This is a genomic window from Pseudomonas sp. RtIB026 (genome assembly GCF_016861355.2).
Taxonomy (GTDB): domain Bacteria; phylum Pseudomonadota; class Gammaproteobacteria; order Pseudomonadales; family Pseudomonadaceae; genus Aquipseudomonas; species Aquipseudomonas peradeniyensis.
Genome location: NZ_AP023348.2, coordinates 846950 through 863297, shown reverse-complemented (window position 1 = coordinate 863297; position 16348 = coordinate 846950). Strand labels below are relative to the sequence as shown.

Annotated in this window: 13 protein-coding genes and 1 tRNA gene; 6 read left to right on the top strand and 8 right to left on the bottom strand. The window is 64.7% G+C overall.

What is annotated here, in order from left to right:
* Positions 1-151: 151 nt before the first annotated feature.
* From gabD to PRtIB026_RS03935, 3 genes are all read right to left on the bottom strand, one after another.
* Entirely contained in the window at positions 152-1594 is a 1443-nt protein-coding gene (gabD, locus tag PRtIB026_RS03945; protein ID WP_028688580.1) for an NADP-dependent succinate-semialdehyde dehydrogenase, read from the bottom strand.
* A 326-nt stretch (positions 1595-1920) separates the two neighbouring features.
* A complete protein-coding gene (locus PRtIB026_RS03940; RefSeq protein ID WP_203648898.1) occupies positions 1921-3594 on the bottom strand; it encodes an aryl-sulfate sulfotransferase in 1674 nt (557 codons plus the stop codon).
* 17 nt (positions 3595-3611) lie between these two features.
* Positions 3612-5945, bottom strand: coding sequence for a TonB-dependent receptor (locus PRtIB026_RS03935; RefSeq protein ID WP_203648900.1), 2334 nt, complete (start codon positions 5943-5945; stop codon positions 3612-3614).
* A gap of 192 nt (positions 5946-6137) precedes the next feature.
* On the opposite strand from PRtIB026_RS03935, the gene PRtIB026_RS03930 reads away from it, so the two are divergent.
* Positions 6138-7043: a LysR family transcriptional regulator gene (locus PRtIB026_RS03930; RefSeq protein ID WP_203648901.1), complete on the top strand. Its 906-nt coding sequence runs from the start codon at positions 6138-6140 to the stop codon at positions 7041-7043.
* A 117-nt stretch (positions 7044-7160) separates the two neighbouring features.
* Here PRtIB026_RS03930 and PRtIB026_RS03925 read toward each other — a convergent pair whose 3' ends face one another.
* Together PRtIB026_RS03925 and PRtIB026_RS03920 are read right to left on the bottom strand one after the other, a co-directional pair.
* Positions 7161-8066: a TauD/TfdA dioxygenase family protein gene (locus PRtIB026_RS03925; RefSeq protein WP_062359903.1), complete on the bottom strand. Its 906-nt coding sequence runs from the start codon at positions 8064-8066 to the stop codon at positions 7161-7163.
* Between the two features lie 28 nt (positions 8067-8094).
* Complete coding sequence (locus tag PRtIB026_RS03920) at positions 8095-9135, bottom strand: ABC transporter substrate-binding protein (protein WP_203648902.1); 1041 nt, start codon at positions 9133-9135, stop codon at positions 8095-8097.
* 299 nt (positions 9136-9434) lie between these two features.
* On the opposite strand from PRtIB026_RS03920, the gene PRtIB026_RS03915 reads away from it, so the two are divergent.
* The 5 genes from PRtIB026_RS03915 to PRtIB026_RS03895 all read left to right on the top strand — a co-directional run bounded on the left by PRtIB026_RS03915 (position 9435) and on the right by PRtIB026_RS03895 (position 14836).
* Positions 9435-11018 carry an ABC transporter permease gene (locus tag PRtIB026_RS03915; RefSeq protein ID WP_203648903.1) on the top strand — a complete coding sequence of 528 codons (1584 nt, stop codon included), beginning with the start codon at positions 9435-9437 and terminating at the stop codon, positions 11016-11018.
* The gene (locus PRtIB026_RS03910) at positions 11015-11878 is read left to right on the top strand and encodes an ABC transporter ATP-binding protein (RefSeq protein WP_203648904.1); all 864 of its coding nucleotides are present in this window, start codon (positions 11015-11017) and stop codon (positions 11876-11878) included. Before PRtIB026_RS03915 ends, PRtIB026_RS03910 begins: the two co-directional genes overlap by 4 nt.
* An 86-nt stretch (positions 11879-11964) precedes the next feature.
* A tRNA-Arg gene (locus PRtIB026_RS03905) sits at positions 11965-12041 on the top strand.
* Between the two features lie 328 nt (positions 12042-12369).
* Positions 12370-14100 carry a dipeptidase gene (locus tag PRtIB026_RS03900; RefSeq protein WP_203648905.1) on the top strand — a complete coding sequence of 577 codons (1731 nt, stop codon included), beginning with the start codon at positions 12370-12372 and terminating at the stop codon, positions 14098-14100.
* A 298-nt stretch (positions 14101-14398) separates the two neighbouring features.
* Entirely contained in the window at positions 14399-14836 is a 438-nt protein-coding gene (locus PRtIB026_RS03895; protein ID WP_203648906.1) for a CBS domain-containing protein, read from the top strand.
* Positions 14837-14842: 6 nt separating this feature from the next.
* Here the strand turns inward: PRtIB026_RS03895 and PRtIB026_RS03890 are convergent, their stop codons facing one another.
* The 3 genes from PRtIB026_RS03890 to PRtIB026_RS03880 form a co-directional block, all read right to left on the bottom strand.
* Positions 14843-15481 (bottom strand): hypothetical protein, encoded by a 639-nt coding sequence (locus PRtIB026_RS03890; protein WP_028688591.1) that lies wholly within the window; start codon positions 15479-15481, stop codon positions 14843-14845.
* 70 nt (positions 15482-15551) lie between these two features.
* A complete protein-coding gene (locus PRtIB026_RS03885; protein ID WP_203648908.1) occupies positions 15552-15794 on the bottom strand; it encodes a DUF2789 domain-containing protein in 243 nt (80 codons plus the stop codon).
* A gap of 60 nt (positions 15795-15854) precedes the next feature.
* Positions 15855-16313 (bottom strand): aminoacyl-tRNA deacylase, encoded by a 459-nt coding sequence (locus PRtIB026_RS03880; protein WP_203648910.1) that lies wholly within the window; start codon positions 16311-16313, stop codon positions 15855-15857.
* Positions 16314-16348: the final 35 nt, after the last annotated feature.

Below are 16348 nucleotides of genomic sequence, written 5' to 3'. Positions count from 1 at the left end.
TTTATTCGGGGGTGGCTGGATGCAGGCGTGCACAGTATTCGTTGATCGACTGCCACACATGCCCTGGCCACCAGGTACCGCTATGTCAAAAAGGCCAGCGAGACGTCGCTCTCGCGCCCCGCTGGCAGAGGTAAAAGCGTTTACCTGGCGATCAGACGCTGATGCACAGGTATTTGATTTCGAGGTAGTCCTCGATACCGTACTTGGAGCCTTCACGGCCCAGGCCCGAAGCCTTGATGCCGCCGAACGGCGCCACTTCATTGGAGATCAGGCCGGTGTTGATACCCACCATGCCGTATTCCAGGGCCTCGGCGACGCGGAACACGCGGCTCATGTCGCGGGCGTAGAAGTACGAGGCCAGGCCGAATTCGGTGTCGTTGGACATGGCGATGACTTCGGCCTCGTCCTTGAAGCGGAACAGCGGCGCCAGCGGGCCGAAGGTCTCTTCCTTGGCGACGGCGGCGGTTTTCGGCACGTCGACCAGGATGGTCGGCTCGAAGAAGTTGCCTTCGATGATCTTGCCACCGGACAGCACCTTGGCGCCCTTGGCGACGGCGTCCTCGATGTGCTCCTGGACCTTGGCGACAGCCTTGCCGTCGATCAGCGGACCAGTGGTGGTGCCTTCTTCCAGGCCGTTGCCGATCTTCAGTTTGGCCACGGCGGCTTTCAGCTTCTCGGCAAACGCGTCGTAGACACCGTCCTGCACGTAGATGCGGTTGGCACAGACGCAGGTCTGGCCGTTGTTGCGGTACTTGGAGATGATCGCGCCTTCGACCGCCTTGTCCAGGTCGGCGTCGTCGAACACGATGAACGGCGCGTTGCCGCCCAGCTCCAGGGACACCTTCTTGATGTCCTTGGCGCATTCTTCCATCAGCTGGCGGCCGATTTCGGTGGAGCCGGTGAAGGACAGCTTGCGCACCAGGGAGTTGCCGGTCAGCTCGGAGCCGACTTCGCCGGCGCTGCCGGTGATCACGCTCAGCACACCGGCCGGGATGCCGGCACGGGTAGCCAGCTCGACCAGGGCCAGGGCGGAGTACGGGGTCTGCGAGGCGGGCTTGAGCACCATGGTGCAACCGGCGGCCAGGGCCGGGCCGGCTTTACGGGTGATCATCGCGGCCGGGAAGTTCCACGGGGTGATGGCGGCGGTGACACCGATCGGCTGCTTGATGACGATCAGGCGCTTGTCCGGCTGGTGGCCAGGGATGACGTCGCCGTACACGCGCTTGGCTTCCTCGGCGAACCACTCGATGAACGAGGCGGCATAGGCGATCTCGCCCTTGGCTTCAGCCAGTGGCTTGCCCTGCTCGGTGGTCATCAGGCGGGCCAGGTCGTCCTGGTGCTCGATCATCAGCTCGAACCAGCGACGCAGCTTGCCAGCACGCTCCTTGGCAGTCAGTGCGCGCCAGGCCGGCAGCGCCTTGTCGGCGGCCTCGATGGCGCGGCGGGTCTCGGCGGCGCCCATCTTCGGCACGGTACCGATCACCTCACCGGTGGCCGGGTTGGTCACCTTGATGGTCTGACCGCTGTCCGCATCCAGCCATTCACCGTTGATGAAGGCCTGCTGGCGGAACAACTGAGCGTCTTTGAGCTGCATGTCGGCTTCCCTTTACTGCGAATTATTGATTGTTGAAAAGGCGCCCCCGAGCGGGGGCGGCCGTCACAAATTCGTGCACCAGGGTGTTCGACGCCTGAGTGCCGAGCGTTTGAAATCTCAAACGGAATGCTAAGCGGGGGTTGGGGTGTTGGACAATAGGCTGTTCGAAAAAAAGAACGAATGGTTGAACACCCTGTCCGAAATTCGCATCGCCCATTCGCGGGTAAACCCGCTCCCACAGGATCGGCGGTGAACCTGTGGGAGCGGGTTTACCCGCGAAGAGGCCAGCACAGGTTAGTCGATAACCTGCCGGGGGAAGGATTGGATCAGAAAGCCTTGTCGAGTTCGATCACCAGCGCCCGGTAGCCCACGCTGCCCGGCTGGCGACTGTGCACTTTCAGCTCCACCGCCACCTCCTGGGTGCCGCGACGCACTTCATTGAGCACGCTGGTCGTCAGCTTCTCGGGCGTCAGGAAATTCACCGAAGCCGAGTAGATGAACTGGGTATCAGTCTCTGCCCGGTACGCCACCACCGAGGTGATCGGGCTGTACCACTCGTCACCGCGCTCCTTGCCGTACTGCCACACCTGCTCGACCGTGCCCTTGGCCTCGTCGATGCGGTACTCCACCGCCCGGCTGTAGTTTCCGCTCAGTTTCGTCGGCCCGAAGTCGCGGCCCCAGCCGTTGTCGAACACGGTCAGCGTGCCGCGCCCGGTCAGCCAGGCAGTGTGCTGGGTCCAGGACCATTCGAAACCCTCGCCCACCGGTTTGAGAACTTTGTCCTGCAAACGTGCCGGCCAGCCTTGCGGCGCGGCGAGAATCCACTTCACCTGCTTGTCGCGGCCGATCTTCACCACGCCCTGGTGCCGTGCTGAAACGATGATGCTGTCGTCATCGGCATCGTAGTCGATGGCATTGACGTGGGCCCAGTTGCGCCCGGTACCGACGCCGGGAGTGTCGCCGAACGGCAGGTCGCCTTCGGCCAATTCGTTGGCCAGCCGGTCGTCCTGTTTCTGCACACCGTCCGGCAGCTGGATCGCGGCCTTGCCCAGGGTTTCCAGCAGCTCGCCGCGGTACGGGTCGAGGATCTGGTTCAGGTCCCAGAAGTCCAGCACGTCGCCGGCCTCGTTGACCTCGATGATATGGTCGCGGATCGAGCGCACGCGCTTGCCGTCCGGGCGACGGTAGTCACTGGTGCCGACCCGCAGCAGGTAGCTGCCGTTCACCGTCTCGCGGATCTCGTGGGAGAAGTCGGCGAACTTGTCCGGCAGGTTGCGCTGCCACACCTTGCGCCCCAGCAGGTCGTATTTGGAGTAGGTCTGGCCTTGGCCCCAGATCAGCTTGCCGTCACGGGTCTGGTGGAAGCCCATGGTGCCGCCCAGGCCGTCGCGGTGGTTGGAGTCGTGGATCTGCTCTATGTCCAGGTACCAGCGCACGTCACCGTTGCTGTCGGCGATCCAGTTGTTGCCTACCGAGTCCCACTCGGCGGCGCCGCCCAGGCCGTTCCACTTGAAGGCACGCCCACCGGGGATCTCGGCCAGCAGGTGGTTGAACAGGTACAGACGCTGCTCGAAACCGGGCGCGACCTTGACCGGCTCCACCTCGGGCAGCGCGGCGGTCTGCTTCGCCACCACCGGCAGGCGCACCGCCGGGGCGTAGATTTCGTAACGCTCGCGGATACGTTCGCCATCGAGCTTGTAGCTCACCTCGACCTGGTTGACGTGGTCGGGGTACAGGCCGAATACCGGGATGCCGCCGTAGGTCCACAGCGAGCGGTCGGACACGTCGTAGACGATATCGACACCGCCCTCGCCGCGGCCCAGCACCCGCACATGGGCGGCACTCAGGGTGCGTCCGCCGTCACGGATGATCGCGGTCAGCGGCGCCAGGCGGTACGGGTTGACCACCACGTCGCCGAGCAGGGCTTGGTCGCGGTCGGGCACCTTGGCGGTGAGGCAGGCGCCTTCGGGCAGGTCGTGCGGTTGGGTCTTGGCATTCATGGCAAAGCTCCTTGTGCTCAGAAGTCGTAACGGGCGGTGGCGCCCACGGTGCGCGGGGTGCCCAGCACGCCGGCATAGCCGCCGTTGGCGGAGTTCCACAGGCTGGTGAAGTAGGTCTTGTCGCCGGCGTTCTTCACCCACAGCGACAGGTCGAGCACGCCGTCGCCCTGGTCCAGGCGCACACCGGTGGACAGGTTGACGATGGCGTAGCTGGGGATCTGGCCGTAGTCGGAGTCATCGATGGTGCCGACGGCCTTGGAGCGGAACGCGTAGCTGGCGGTGACGTAGGGCTCGATGCGTTCGCCGAGCTGCCACTTGTACTGGCCGTTGAGGTTGGCGATGTACTTGGAAGCACCAACCACCTGGTGCCCGGACAGGTCGCAGGTGGCCGCAGGGTTGGCCAGGCTCACCTCGGGCGGGCACGGCGCGTCCTTGTAGTCGGTGTAGCGCACGTCGTTCCATGAGCCGTTGAAGTTCAGCGTCAGGCCTCGGATCGGCAGGGCCGTGGCTTCGAACTCCAGGCCGCGAGAACGCACGCTACCGGCGTTGGCCAGGTACTGCACACGGTTGGCTTCGTCGTAGACGTTGGCCTGGTAGCCGTGTACTTCGGTCCAGAACAGGTTGGTGTTCAGCTGCAGGCGGTTGTCGAACAGGGTGCTCTTGAGCCCGAGTTCGGCATTGTTGGCCCGCTCGGTACCCACCAGCAACGAATCGGTGCCCAAGCGTGGGGCGGCACCGACGGTCAGGTTGACACCCCCGGACTTCTCGCCGTGGGACAGGCTGGCATAACCCAACAGGTCATCAGTGAAGCGGTAGCTCAGGCTGAGCAGCCCGGACGGGGCGAAGCTGTACTGGTTGAGGTCACCTGAATCGTAGGCGCCCACCCGGCCCTGACGGGCGGCGGCCGCCGCACCGGTGACGGGCACGCCACCGGACGGCGCATCGCGGGTAACCCAGGCGCTTTTCTCCTCGTAGGTGCCACGCACCCCGGCGGTGAAGTCCAGGCGCTCGGTCAGGTGCCAGGTGCCCTGGGCGAACAGCGCGTAGCTGTCGGTATCGATATGGCCATTGCCGATGGTGTTCACGTTGGCCAGGGCGCCGGCCGGGGTCAGGTTCCAGACGTCGGCCTGCGGCCCGTAGTAAGTGAACGATTTATTGTCCAGGTCCTGCTTGAAGTAGTACGCGCCCAGTACGTAGTCGAAGAAGCCGCCGGTGGGTGAGGCCAGCCGAATTTCTTGCGAGTACTGCTTGTCCCGCACCGAGACCCCGGCACTGTAGAACACCGGCACGTTGAGGCCGTCGTCGTTGCGCGGGGTGAAGTCCCACCAGCGGTAGGCGCTGATCGAGGTGAGGGTGAAGTCGTTGGGCAGGGTCCAGTTGGCTTCCACCGAGGTGCCGCCCTGGAACACCTTGACCATCTGGTCGGCGTCGAAGTTGACCTTGCGGTCCTTGCCCGACACCAGGGTGGCGCCGGCCTGCGCAGCCAGGCTTTCATAACGGTTCACGCCATTGATGGTCGGGCCGGTGCTGTACAGGCTGAGGATGCCATTATCGGAGTCTTCTTCGTTGTACTCGCCGATCCAGCGCAGGTTGAAGGTTTCGCTGGGCTTGAACAGCAACTGGGTACGAAAGCCCTGGCGCTTGCCGCCATTGAGGTCGTGGCCGTTGTAGACGTTCTTCACATAGCCGTCATCCTCGGTGTGGTAGGCGCTGATGCGCCCGGCGAGGGTGTCGGTCAGGGGGCCGGAGAAACTGCCCTGGGTCTGCCAGTAGCCATCCTCGCCCAGTGACGACTGCACGCTGCCTTCCTGGTGGAAGGTCGGCTTGCGGGTGGTGATGTTGAGCACCCCGGCGGTGGTGTTCTTGCCGAACAGTGTGCCTTGCGGCCCGCGCAGCACCTCCAGCTGCTCGACATCGAGCAGGTCGAACACCGCCATGCCCGGGCGCCCCAGGTAGACGTTATCCAGGTACACGCCGACGCTGCCTTCCAGGCCATCACTGGCCGGGTTGTTGCCCAGGCCGCGAATGGAAATGCTCGACTGTCGGGCGTGGACATAGGCGACGTTGGTACTCGGCACCAGCTGTTGCAGGTCCTGCACGCGGTAGATGCGCTGGGTCTCCAGGGTTTCGCTGCCCAGCACGCTGATCGGCGTGGGCACGCTCTGGGCGGTCTCCTCGCGGCGCCGGGCATTGACGGTGACGGTGCCGAGCTTGGCTTCCTGCTCCACGGCCGGTGCGGGGCTGGGCTCGTCGGCGAAGCTGCCGCCGGCGGCGCCCAGCAGCATCCCGGCAGCCAGGGGTTGTAGGACGAACAACGAGGCGCGCGCGGGCCAACGGGAAAGTCGGGACATGCAGATGCTCCTTGAGGCAAGGGCCCAGGCGAGCATTTCCGTTGGCGGAACCGAATCGCGGTCAGGCTGGCTTATATTCTTTTAGGAAATATAAATATTTGTATTTCATATTTTGTGGAATAAGTGACTCCCTTTATAAGGTTCCCAACCCTTCCCAGCAATTGCATTCCACCGAAAGTTTCCATGTAGAAAATGCATATCGACCTGCGCCAGCTCCGCCACTTCATCGCCCTTGTCGAGCACCGCAGCTTCGTCGCCGCGGCGGCGGCGGTGAACCTCTCGCAATCGGCCTTCAGCCGCAGCATCCAGACGCTGGAACACAACGTCGGCTGCCGCCTGGTCGACCGCGCCAGCAAGGAGCTGGCGCCGACCCGCCAGGGCCTGCTGGTGCTGGAGCATTCGCGGCGGCTGGTGCATGGGGCGCACAACCTGGTCAACGAGATCAACCAGTTCAATGGCGCCACCACCGGCGTGGTGCGCTTCGGCTCGGGGCCGGCGCCCGCCGGCGGGCTGGTGCCGCGGGCGGTGGCGCGGTTCGTTGCCGAATACCCGGCGGCGCGTACCTGCTTCCAGGTGGACAACTGGCAGGCGCTGAACCGGCGGCTGATCGCCGAGGAGATCGAATTCTTCGTCGCCGATACCCGCCAGTTCGAGGCCGACCCGGACTACCAGGTGCACAAGCTCAAGCCACAGCGCTGGCACTTCTGCTGCCGCCGGGGGCATCCATTGACCGAGCTGGACGAGGTCAGGGCGCGGGACCTGTTCGATTACCCGCTGGCCACCACCTTTCGCCCGCCGAACATCCGCAAGATCCTCAGCGACCTGAGCGGGCGGCAGGATTTTCTGCCCAGCGTGGAGTGCGAGCATGGCTATGCGCTGCTCAATGTTGTGCTGCATTCGGACACCATCGGCATCGCCTGCAGTGCGAACCTGCGGCCCTATGACGGCCTGGTGGCCCTCAAGCTGGTGGACCTGGCGCCGGAGCAGGAAGAGGCGTTCTACACCCGTTATGGGGTGGTGAGCCGGGTGGGGTATGGGTTGTCGGCACTGGCGCAGGGGTTGGTGAGGCAGTTGGTGGCCTGTGATACCGAGTTGTAGCGGATAGGGGCTGCTGCGCAGCCCTTTCGCGGCGCAAGGCCGCTCCTACAGGGGAACAAGATCTCCTGTAGGAGCGGCCTCGTGCCGCGAAAGGGCCGCAAAGCGGCCCCAACGATCTCAGCCCTTGCGCGTGGTCCGGCTCAGTTGCCCATCCACCCCCACCGGCACCTCGCCAGCCAGGGTCACCCGGCGCACGATGCGCGGCTGGGTACCGTAGTCATCCACCGCATAGTGCTGCGTCGCGCGGTTGTCCCAGATCGCCACGTCCCCCGCCTGCCAGCGCCAGCGCACGGTGTTTTCCAGGCGTGTCACATGCCCCTGCAGCAGCGCGAACAGATGCTGCGAGTCCGCCAGCGAGTAACCCTTGATGCGCTTGACGAAATGCCCCAGCTGCAACGCCCGCTCGCCACTGATTGGATGCACCCGCACCACCGGGTGCTCGGTCTCGTACACCGTGGAAGTGAACACCTTGCGGTAGCGCTCCAGCTTGGCCGGATCGACATCCGGCTTCACGCTGGCGTAGTCGTATTCGTTGCTGTGCACCGCCCACAGCTTGTCGGCCAGTTCGCGCAGTGGCTCGGGCAGTTCCTGGTAAGCCGCGGCGGTGTTGGCCCACACCGTGTCGCCACCGGCAGCCGGGGCCACCACGCTGCGCAGGATCGAGGCCTTGGGGTAGGCGTCGACGAAGGTCACGTCGGTGTGCCAGGAGTTGGCCCGCTGACCCTCGGCGCCATCGAGCTGCAGCAGGTAGCTGGTGCCATCGACCACCGGCACCGTGGGGTGGGCGATCGGCTCGCCGAGCAGCTGGGCGAAGGCCTCCTGGCCCACGTCGTCCAGGTGCTCCTGGGCCCGGAAGAAGATCACCTTGTGGCGCACCAACGCCGCCTGGATGGCATCGATGGTGGCCGGATCGAGGTCGGCGGACAGCTTGATGCCACGGATCTCGGCGCCGATGCGCCCGGCAACGGGGTGGATGTCGAGTTCGAGGGTTTGCGGCGCGGTGGCCAGTGCGGCGTTGCTCATGGTCGTGCTCCTCACGGTTGTTGTCGGGTCAGCGGGCGGCCTGGACGGCCTGGTCCTGGCGCTGGGCGGCATCGATGAAACGCGGTTCGATCCAGTCGGCCACCTGGAAGCCGCGGCGGATCAGGCGCTCCTTGACGGCCAGGTCCACGCCCTGTTGCAGCAGGCCGACGAAACCGGCATCCAGGCGTGGGTCGAAGTAGTTGGCAAGGTTCTCCTGGGCAAGGTCGTCGCGCAGGATCGCCTTCGGCCAGTTGGCGGTGTTCGCGACCAGGTCCACATAAGCTTCGCGGTTGCGTTCGTCGCGCAGCCACTTCACCGCCTGCTCCTGGGCGTTGACCACCCGCTGCACCAAGTCGGGGTGCTGGCGGATGAACTCGCCGGTACCGAGCAGCACCGCCTGGGTGCTGCCGGCGCCCTTGAGGTCGCGGGAGTTGACCGGCAGCTCGACCAGCCCGCGCTCGCGCAGCGACAGCAGGTTGGACAGGCCCCAGGTGGCGTCAATCTGCTTGGCGGCCAGGGCGGCGTTGGCCGCGTTGAAATCGAGGTTGATGACTTTCAGCTCACGTTCGGACAGCCCCTGGCTGGCCAGGGCGCTGGCGAACGAAAGCTGGTTGGCGGTGCCGCGGAACACCGCCACGCGCTTGCCCTTGAGGTCCTGCAGGCTGTGGATGCCCGAGCCCGGCACCACGCCGAGGTAGCTCTTCACCCCACGCACCCCGGCCGACAGCACACGGGTGTCGAGGCCGTTGGCCTTGCCGATGATCGCGGCCAGGTCGCCCAGGTAGGCGAAGTCCGCCTGGCCGTTGGCCAGGGCCTCGTTGACCACGGGGCCGGCGCCCTTGAAGAAGCGCCAGTCGATACGGATGCCGTCCTTGGCGAACTCTTTCTCCAGCAGTTGCTGGTCGCGCAGCACATCCACCACGCCGCCGGCGCTGGGCTTGCTGCCGGCGCTGAGGTCGGGCACGGCGATGCGGATCACATCCGGCTGGGCGGCATGGGCTGCCACGGGCACGGCGCTCAACACGGCGGCGAGCAACGGGCTGAGCAGATGGCGGAAGGCGGTTTTCATGGCAAGGCTCCTTGGCAGGCTGCCACCGGCGATGGCCGGCGCTATGGGCCAGAAGCTAGGCGGGTCTGGTTAGAACCTACAAAGATCAAAACTTCATTTTTTAGTAACCAGAAGACATAAACCAGGCGTCATGCGGGCCTGCGGCTGGCTTGCAGGAAACGCATGGAAAATATGAGGAAAACGCAACGGGACGGGGCTTTCGCATGCACCGGGCGCATGCTCTTATCTCTTGAGTTTCGCTTGTGACAATTTTTAATTCCATAAGCGAATAAACAAGGAACGGTTTGAGAGGTGCCCTGATGAGCGAAGTCTTGAGCGTAAGCCTACGCCGTCTATGGGGGCCGCTGCGCGGCCCTTTCGCGGCGCAAGGCCGCTCCTACCTGCCGTGGATCGTGCCACTGGCGGTGGCGGCCTTGTGGGTCGTCGCCAGCCGTGAGCACTGGATGAGCGAGCAGATCCTGCCTGCCCCCGCGCTGGTCTGGCAAAGCGCGCTGGAGTTCGGCTCCGGCGAACTCTGGGCTCACCTGTGGATAAGTCTGCAACGCCTGATCTGGGGGTTGCTGGCAGGGATCACCAGTGGCTTGCTGCTGGGTACCTGGCTGGGTGGATCACGGCGGGCGCAGACCCTGGTACTGCCTACCTTCATCGCCCTGGCGCAGATCCCGACCCTGGCCTGGATCCCGCTGTTCATGCTGTTCTTTGGTATCGGCGAACTGCTCAAGCTGGTGGTGCTGGTCAAGGCCGTGGTGGTGCCGGTCACGCTGCATACCCTGGTGGGTGTGCGCGATGCCCAACCTAAACTGCGCGAAGCCGCCGCCGTCCTGCGCCTGCCCCCTCACCTGCTGTTCCTGCGCCTGCTGCTGCCCGCCGCGCTGCCGGCGTTTCTTGCCGGTGTGCGGCTGGCCCTGGCCACCGGCTGGACGTCATTGCTGGCGGTGGAACTGCTGGCCTCCAGCGAAGGCATCGGCTACCTGATGGTCTGGGGGCGGCAGTTGTTCATGCTCGACCTGGTGTTCCTCTGCATCTTGCTGATCGGCCTGGTCGGCGCACTGATGGATCGCGGCTTCTCACGCCTGGAACGCGGCCTGTTGCACTGGCCGCAACCGGCCACGGGCGAACAGCTGCGCGGCCAGGTGCCACGCGGCTGGCAAAGCCTGCTGCTGCCCGCGGGGCTGTTGCTGCTGTGGCAGGCGGCCAACAGCCTTGGCTGGGTCGATGCCAACATCCTCTCTTCACCGCTGGATGTGCTGCGCAGCCTGTACGCAGGCCTGCTCGACGGTTCGTTACCCGAGGCCCTGCGCCTGAGCCTGCAACGCACCCTGGCCGGTCTGCTGCTCGGCGGCGGGGCAGGCTTCGTGCTGGGCCTGCTGCTGGGCCTGTCAGCCAACGCCGAGCGCCTGCTCGGCCCGAGCCTGTCAGCGCTGCGTCAGGTAGCGCTGTTCGCCTGGGTGCCACTGCTGACTGCCTGGTTCGGCCTGGGCGAAGGCGCCAAGCTGGTGTTCGTCGCCTTGGCGGCGTTCTTCCCGCTGCTGATCGCCACCCAGCGCGGCATCGCCAGCCTCCCGCCACAGCTGGGCGAGGCGGCACAGGCCCTGCGCCTGGACCTGCCACACCGGCTGCGCCTGCTGGTGCTGCCCGGCGCCGCCCCGGCGATCTTCGCCGGGCTGCGCCTGGCGCTGATCTACGCCTGGCTCGGCACCATCGGCGCCGAGTACTTCATGCCCTCGGACGGCGGCATCGCCAGCCTGATGATCGGCGCCCAGCAATTGTTCCGCATGGACCAGGTGATGGCCGCCATGGTCCTGATCGGCCTGGTAGGCGCCCTGCTCGGCCACCTCGGCCAACGCCTCGAATCGCGCGCCACGCGCTGGAGATCCGCATGAACGCCTTCATCACCCCGGCCCTGCACGCGGCCAACCAACCCGACGCCACGCCGCCGCTGGTCAGTTTCGAGGGGGTCGGCAAGACCTTCAGCGTCGATGGCCAGCCGTTCGAGGCGATCCGCGACTTCGACCTGTCGATCAACGAAGGCGAGTTCATCGCCATCGTCGGCTCCTCCGGCTGCGGCAAGTCCACTCTGCTGCGTCTGCTGGTGGGGCTGGACACCGACTACAGCGGTACGATCCGGGTCGACGGCCAGCCGGTCAACGGCATCGGCGGCGAACGCGGCATCGTGTTCCAGGAGCACCGCCTGTTCCCATGGCTGACGGTGGCGCAAAACATCGGCCTGGGGCTGGTCAACGAGACACTCACCCAGGGCGAGCGCGCCCGGCGCGTGCACGAGTACGTGCAACTGGTGGGCCTGGTCGGCTTCGAATCGGCCTATCCGCACCAGCTGTCCGGCGGCATGGCCCAGCGCGTGGCCATCGCCCGCGGCCTGGTGGCCAGCCCACGGATCCTGCTGCTGGACGAACCCTTCGGCGCCCTCGACGCGCTGACCCGCCAACAGCTGCAGGATGAACTGCTGGCGATTCGCGAACGCTCGGGGATCACCATCCTGCTGGTCACCCACGATGCCGAGGAGGCGACCTACCTGGCCGACCGGGTGGTGGTGCTGGAGCCGAGGCCCGGACGGATCAAGGCGGTGGTGGAAATCGACCTGCCGCACCCGCGCCAGCGCACCGGCGTGGCATTGCATGGCTTGCGCGAAAAGGTCCTGCACCAGATCACCGGGGATGGCGGGTATCTCAAGCCTGCGGGACAGCGGGTGGAGGGGCTGCGGCCGGAGCTGATCGCGCTGTGACCGGCACCCGCTGTCCCCCCGGGAAAAAACTCCACAGATCAAGGCCATGGACGCCACCGACACAGATGGGTATCATGCGGCCCGTTGCACTCGTAGCTCAGCTGGATAGAGTACTGCCCTCCGAAGGCAGGGGTCGTGGGTTCGAATCCCGCCGAGTGCGCCATGACATCAGCAAAAGCCCCGCTCAGATCGCCCTGGCGGGGCTTTTTCGTTTCCGGGCCTCAGCACTGCACGATGATCTGGCCTTGCAAGTTCCGGAACAATGGTCTCGAGGGGGCTTCTCTGGTGACACGATGTTTATTACAAAAAGCGCTAATGATACGCATTTTTGTCATAAACCTGCAGGCCGCGCCGTAGATGAACGCTTGCACGTTTGTGCAGAAAAGCACATTGCCACCTCTCCCGTGCCGGTGGTCATTGGTGATAGCTTGAGCATCTTCCGTTTGCGTAAACGGTCACCCTCCACCCCTTGCAAAGGAATGCCCACACCCATGCCCTTCACCAAGCTATCCGCCGTATCGCTCCTGCTGGCCAGCGTGGCCATGTTCTCGATCCCGGCCCAGGCCAACCTCTCCCAGCAGCAGTCCGCCGCCATCATCAAGGCCTACGACGGCAGCGACCCGGCCGACTTCAAGCAGTTCCTCGGCAAGCTGGCCGGCAGCGACCTGGCCAAGGCCGCCAAGCTGGACGACACCCTCAAGCTGTACCTGGCCGGCAAGCCGCTGAGCGCCGAGCAGCAGGACGAGATCAACCGCCTGCTGGGCCTTTACACCCGCATCAAGTACGGCAAGGCCGCCAAGGAAACCCTGCGCGAGCTGGTGGAAATCCCGACCGTTCGCAAAGAGGGTGTGCCGCAGCACGAGAACCCTGAGTTCATCAAGATCGCCGACAAGATCAAGGCCCTGGCCGAGGGCTTCGGCCTGACGTTCCGCAACATCGACAACCGTGTCTACGAGATCACCCTCGGTGAAGGCAAGGAAGTGATCGGCATCCACGCCCACGCCGACGTGGTACCGGTCACTCCGGAAAACTGGAAGCTCAAGGACGGCACCAAGCTCGACCCGTTCAAGGTCACCCTGGTGGGCGACCGCATGTATGGCCGCGGCACCGAGGACGACAAGAACGGCATCGTCGTCGCGCTGTACGCGCTGAAGGTGGCCAAGGACGAGAAGCTGCCGCTGGCGCGCCAGTTCAAGCTGTTGGTGGACACCACCGAGGAAACCACCGGCGACGCCATCCCCTACTACTTCGAACGCAACGCCACCCCCGACTACAACCTGGCGCTGGATGGCGGCTACCCGGTGGTGATCGCCGAGAAGGGCTATGGCACCGTCATGGCCACCTTCGCCAAGCGTGCCGGTGACGGCAAAGGCGCCGAAGTGATCAACCTCACCGGTGGCCTGGCCACCAACCAGATCCCCGGCAGCTCGGTGGCGACATTGACCGGCGACAAGCCGGCCGACCTGGCCAAGGCGCTGAACAAGGCCGGCGCGGCCTACGTCAAACGCCATGGTGGCGACTTCAGCATCGACGCCAAGGTCGACGGCAAGCAGGTGCTGCTCACCGTGACCGGCGTGTCGGCGCACTCCTCCGAGCCCGAGTCCGGGGTCAACCCGGTGGCGCGCATGCTCGACTTCCTCAACGGCCTGGGCAAGGACGTACCGCTCAAGCACAACCACATCACCGACGCCGCCCGCTACGCCGCCGACAACTGGGGCCTGGACTACCTGGGCAACAAGCTCGGCGTCGGCTTCAAGGACGACTTCATGGGCCCGCTGACCACCTCGCTGACCTTCGTCGGCCTGGATGACAAGGCGCTGAAGCTGGCCGTGAACCTGCGCATTCCAAAGGGCAAGTCGCTCGACACCCTGAAGGGCGAGATCGCCGGCAAGCTCGATGCGTGGAAGGCCAAGAGCAAGACCCCGGTGGCCTTCGACTACACCCTCGACGAGCCGATGTACCGCAACCCCGAGGGCGAATGGGTCAAGGCCCTGCTGGCCGTGGCCAGCGAGAACCTGGGCATGAAGCACGAGTACGGCACCTCCGCCGGCGCCACCTCGGTGCATGACCTGCCCAATGGCGTGCAGTTCGGCCTGGCCATGCCGGACGTGAAGTACACCGGGCACAACGACAACGAGTTCAAGACCGTGGAGCAGTTCATGCTCGACCTGCAGATCGTCAGCGAGATGGTGGCGCGGATCGGGCAGATGCCGAAGCTCTGAGGTTCTCGTCGCCTTAGGTCCGTCCCTTTCAAGGTTTTTGCGATTTTTGGGATATGGCCGCTCCGATTCAAGATTGCCGGGGTCGCTTTGCGACCCTTTCGCGGCACAAGGCCGCTCCTACAGGCGACCGCGCCCTGGTAGGAGCGGCCTTGTGCCGCTAAAGGGCTGCAGCGCGCCCTGGTGGACGCGATGACGTTTTTCAATCACCTCGATGCCGTTTCCTGCATTGCCGTGCAGAGCGCCGTGCCGGATGCTTTATTTACTCCGACACGTCGCGTTTCCACCCACAGAGGCCCGTATGAAGAACGTCGAACAAATCCTCAAAGCCAAGTCCCAGCACCAGACCGCCTACACCATCGGCCCTGATGACTCGGTGCTGGATGCCTTGAAGCTGCTGGCGGAGAAAAATGTCGGCGCCTTGCCGGTGGTGAACAATGACCAGGTGGTAGGGATCGTCAGCGAACGCGACTACGCCCGTAAACTTGTACTCAAGGGGCGCTCATCTCCATTCACCAAGGTACACGAGATCATGAGCGCCCCTGTGATCACCGTGGAACCCAAGCAGAACCTTGAGTACTGCATGAACCTGATGACCAACCGCCACCTGCGTCACCTGCCCGTGGTTGAAAACGGCAAGCTCATCGGCCTGCTTTCGATCGGTGACTTGGTTAAAGAGATCATCGCTGAGCAGGCAAACCAGATTGTCCAGTTAGAGCAATACATCCGCGGTGAATGACCCTGCTCAGTGATAGGCGCGCTCCAGCTCGTCCAGCTGATGGTCGAAGCTGCGCAGGCGCGCCGACCAGGTGTACACCAGCACTTCCAGATCCCGGTTGAGCACGGCGGTGTTGCCGCCGTCACGGGCCGGCGCGTCGCACAGGTCCAGCTGATAGCGCTCGCGGGCCATGGCCGTGGCCACGCTGGACAGGTCGCGGGCGTTGGCCAGCCAGTGATGGTGATGGTCGTGCACTTCCCGGTCGAGTTCCCGGCACTGACGCTTGAGGGCGTCCAGGCTCTGCTCCAGCGGCGTGCCCTTGAGCTCGCCCATCACCTCCTCGAAGGTGCGCCCGGAGTGCCAGTAGCTGCCCCAGAAATAACGGTCGAACACCGTCTCGACCCGGCGCAGGGCGACCTTGGTGTTCCAGATGGTCAGCAACGTTCGCCCCTGGGCGACTTCGCGTCTGTTCAGGTGCAGCTGCTGCCAGGCGATCCACGCCAGGCCGCACAACGCCACCGCCGCGGTCACGGCGGCGGCGGCATAGAGAAACTGCACGGCCTGGTTCATCGTGTGGGTGTGCCGGATACCGTAGAAGTAGCCGGCGGTCAGGGTGCCCAGGATCGTCACGGTGCACCAGAAGCCCGGTGCGTAGGGATCTTTCATTGCGCCATCCCCTCTTGTTTTCCCTGAGCATAGCAACGGCCCGATCACCCATCAGGTGCCGCTCGGCGCTTTATTTGCGGGGGCGACGCAGCGCTTCGTTGAGTTGATCGAAGGGTACCGCCCAATCGGCGTCCTCTTTGATGCTTTCCTCCAGGAAGTCTTTTTGGGCCTTGGTCCAGAACGGTGCATCCACCAACTTGATCTCGTTCTTCAACGGCGAATGACTGGTAATGAACTGGTCGATGCTCTTGGCATCGTCCGGCAGCCCCAGTTGCTTGAACAGTTCGGAAAACTTGTGGATCGGCGCTTCCATGATTCACTCCTATGACCGGGCCGGTCGTCCACGACGCCAGCCCGGCGTGGGTTGCGAGCATCAGCTCAATTCGCGCACTTCGGCGTGCGGCACCAGTTTCAAGTATTGCTCCATGCTCATGTGGATAAGGTGATCGTGGTCACCTGCCTCGAAATAGACATCACCCTGGCGGGTAAGACTCCGATCGAGCAGCATGGGAATGTCGTAGGCGTCGCCCAGGGCCGGGATGGCGCCGCGTTCGCAATCGCCGAACAGGCTCGGCAGGTTGCTTTCGCGGGTCAGCTGCCAGGCACCGGTCATGCGCACCTCGGTCATGTCCAGATGCCGGTTGGCCGGCAGCACGGCCATGATGTAGTTGCCATGGCGGTCATCGAGCATCACCGACTTGGCGACCCGCTCGGCGGGTACGCCGGCCGTGCGCGCCGACTCCAGGCTGGTGGCCGAATGGGGATGGGGAATGATGTCGTAGTCGCAGTTGGCCTGGTCCAGGCGCTGCTGAAGGGTCTTGGCCATACGCATGATGCACCTCCGGTTTTGCCCCCACCCTCAAGTTT

Bases quoted from the DNA above. Each gene is read 5' to 3' on its own strand.
- gabD (WP_028688580.1), bottom strand. From the start codon at position 1,594: ATGCAGCTCAAAGACGCTCAGTTGTTCCGCCAGCAGGCCTTCATCAAC.
- PRtIB026_RS03940 (WP_203648898.1), bottom strand. From the start codon at position 3,594: ATGAATGCCAAGACCCAACCGCACGACCTGCCCGAAGGCGCCTGCCTC.
- PRtIB026_RS03935 (WP_203648900.1), bottom strand. From the start codon at position 5,945: ATGTCCCGACTTTCCCGTTGGCCCGCGCGCGCCTCGTTGTTCGTCCTA.
- PRtIB026_RS03930 (WP_203648901.1), top strand. From the start codon at position 6,138: ATGCATATCGACCTGCGCCAGCTCCGCCACTTCATCGCCCTTGTCGAG.
- PRtIB026_RS03925 (WP_062359903.1), bottom strand. From the start codon at position 8,066: ATGAGCAACGCCGCACTGGCCACCGCGCCGCAAACCCTCGAACTCGAC.
- PRtIB026_RS03920 (WP_203648902.1), bottom strand. From the start codon at position 9,135: ATGAAAACCGCCTTCCGCCATCTGCTCAGCCCGTTGCTCGCCGCCGTG.
- PRtIB026_RS03915 (WP_203648903.1), top strand. From the start codon at position 9,435: ATGAGCGAAGTCTTGAGCGTAAGCCTACGCCGTCTATGGGGGCCGCTG.
- PRtIB026_RS03910 (WP_203648904.1), top strand. From the start codon at position 11,015: ATGAACGCCTTCATCACCCCGGCCCTGCACGCGGCCAACCAACCCGAC.
- PRtIB026_RS03900 (WP_203648905.1), top strand. From the start codon at position 12,370: ATGCCCTTCACCAAGCTATCCGCCGTATCGCTCCTGCTGGCCAGCGTG.
- PRtIB026_RS03895 (WP_203648906.1), top strand. From the start codon at position 14,399: ATGAAGAACGTCGAACAAATCCTCAAAGCCAAGTCCCAGCACCAGACC.
- PRtIB026_RS03890 (WP_028688591.1), bottom strand. From the start codon at position 15,481: ATGAAAGATCCCTACGCACCGGGCTTCTGGTGCACCGTGACGATCCTG.
- PRtIB026_RS03885 (WP_203648908.1), bottom strand. From the start codon at position 15,794: ATGGAAGCGCCGATCCACAAGTTTTCCGAACTGTTCAAGCAACTGGGG.
- PRtIB026_RS03880 (WP_203648910.1), bottom strand. From the start codon at position 16,313: ATGCGTATGGCCAAGACCCTTCAGCAGCGCCTGGACCAGGCCAACTGC.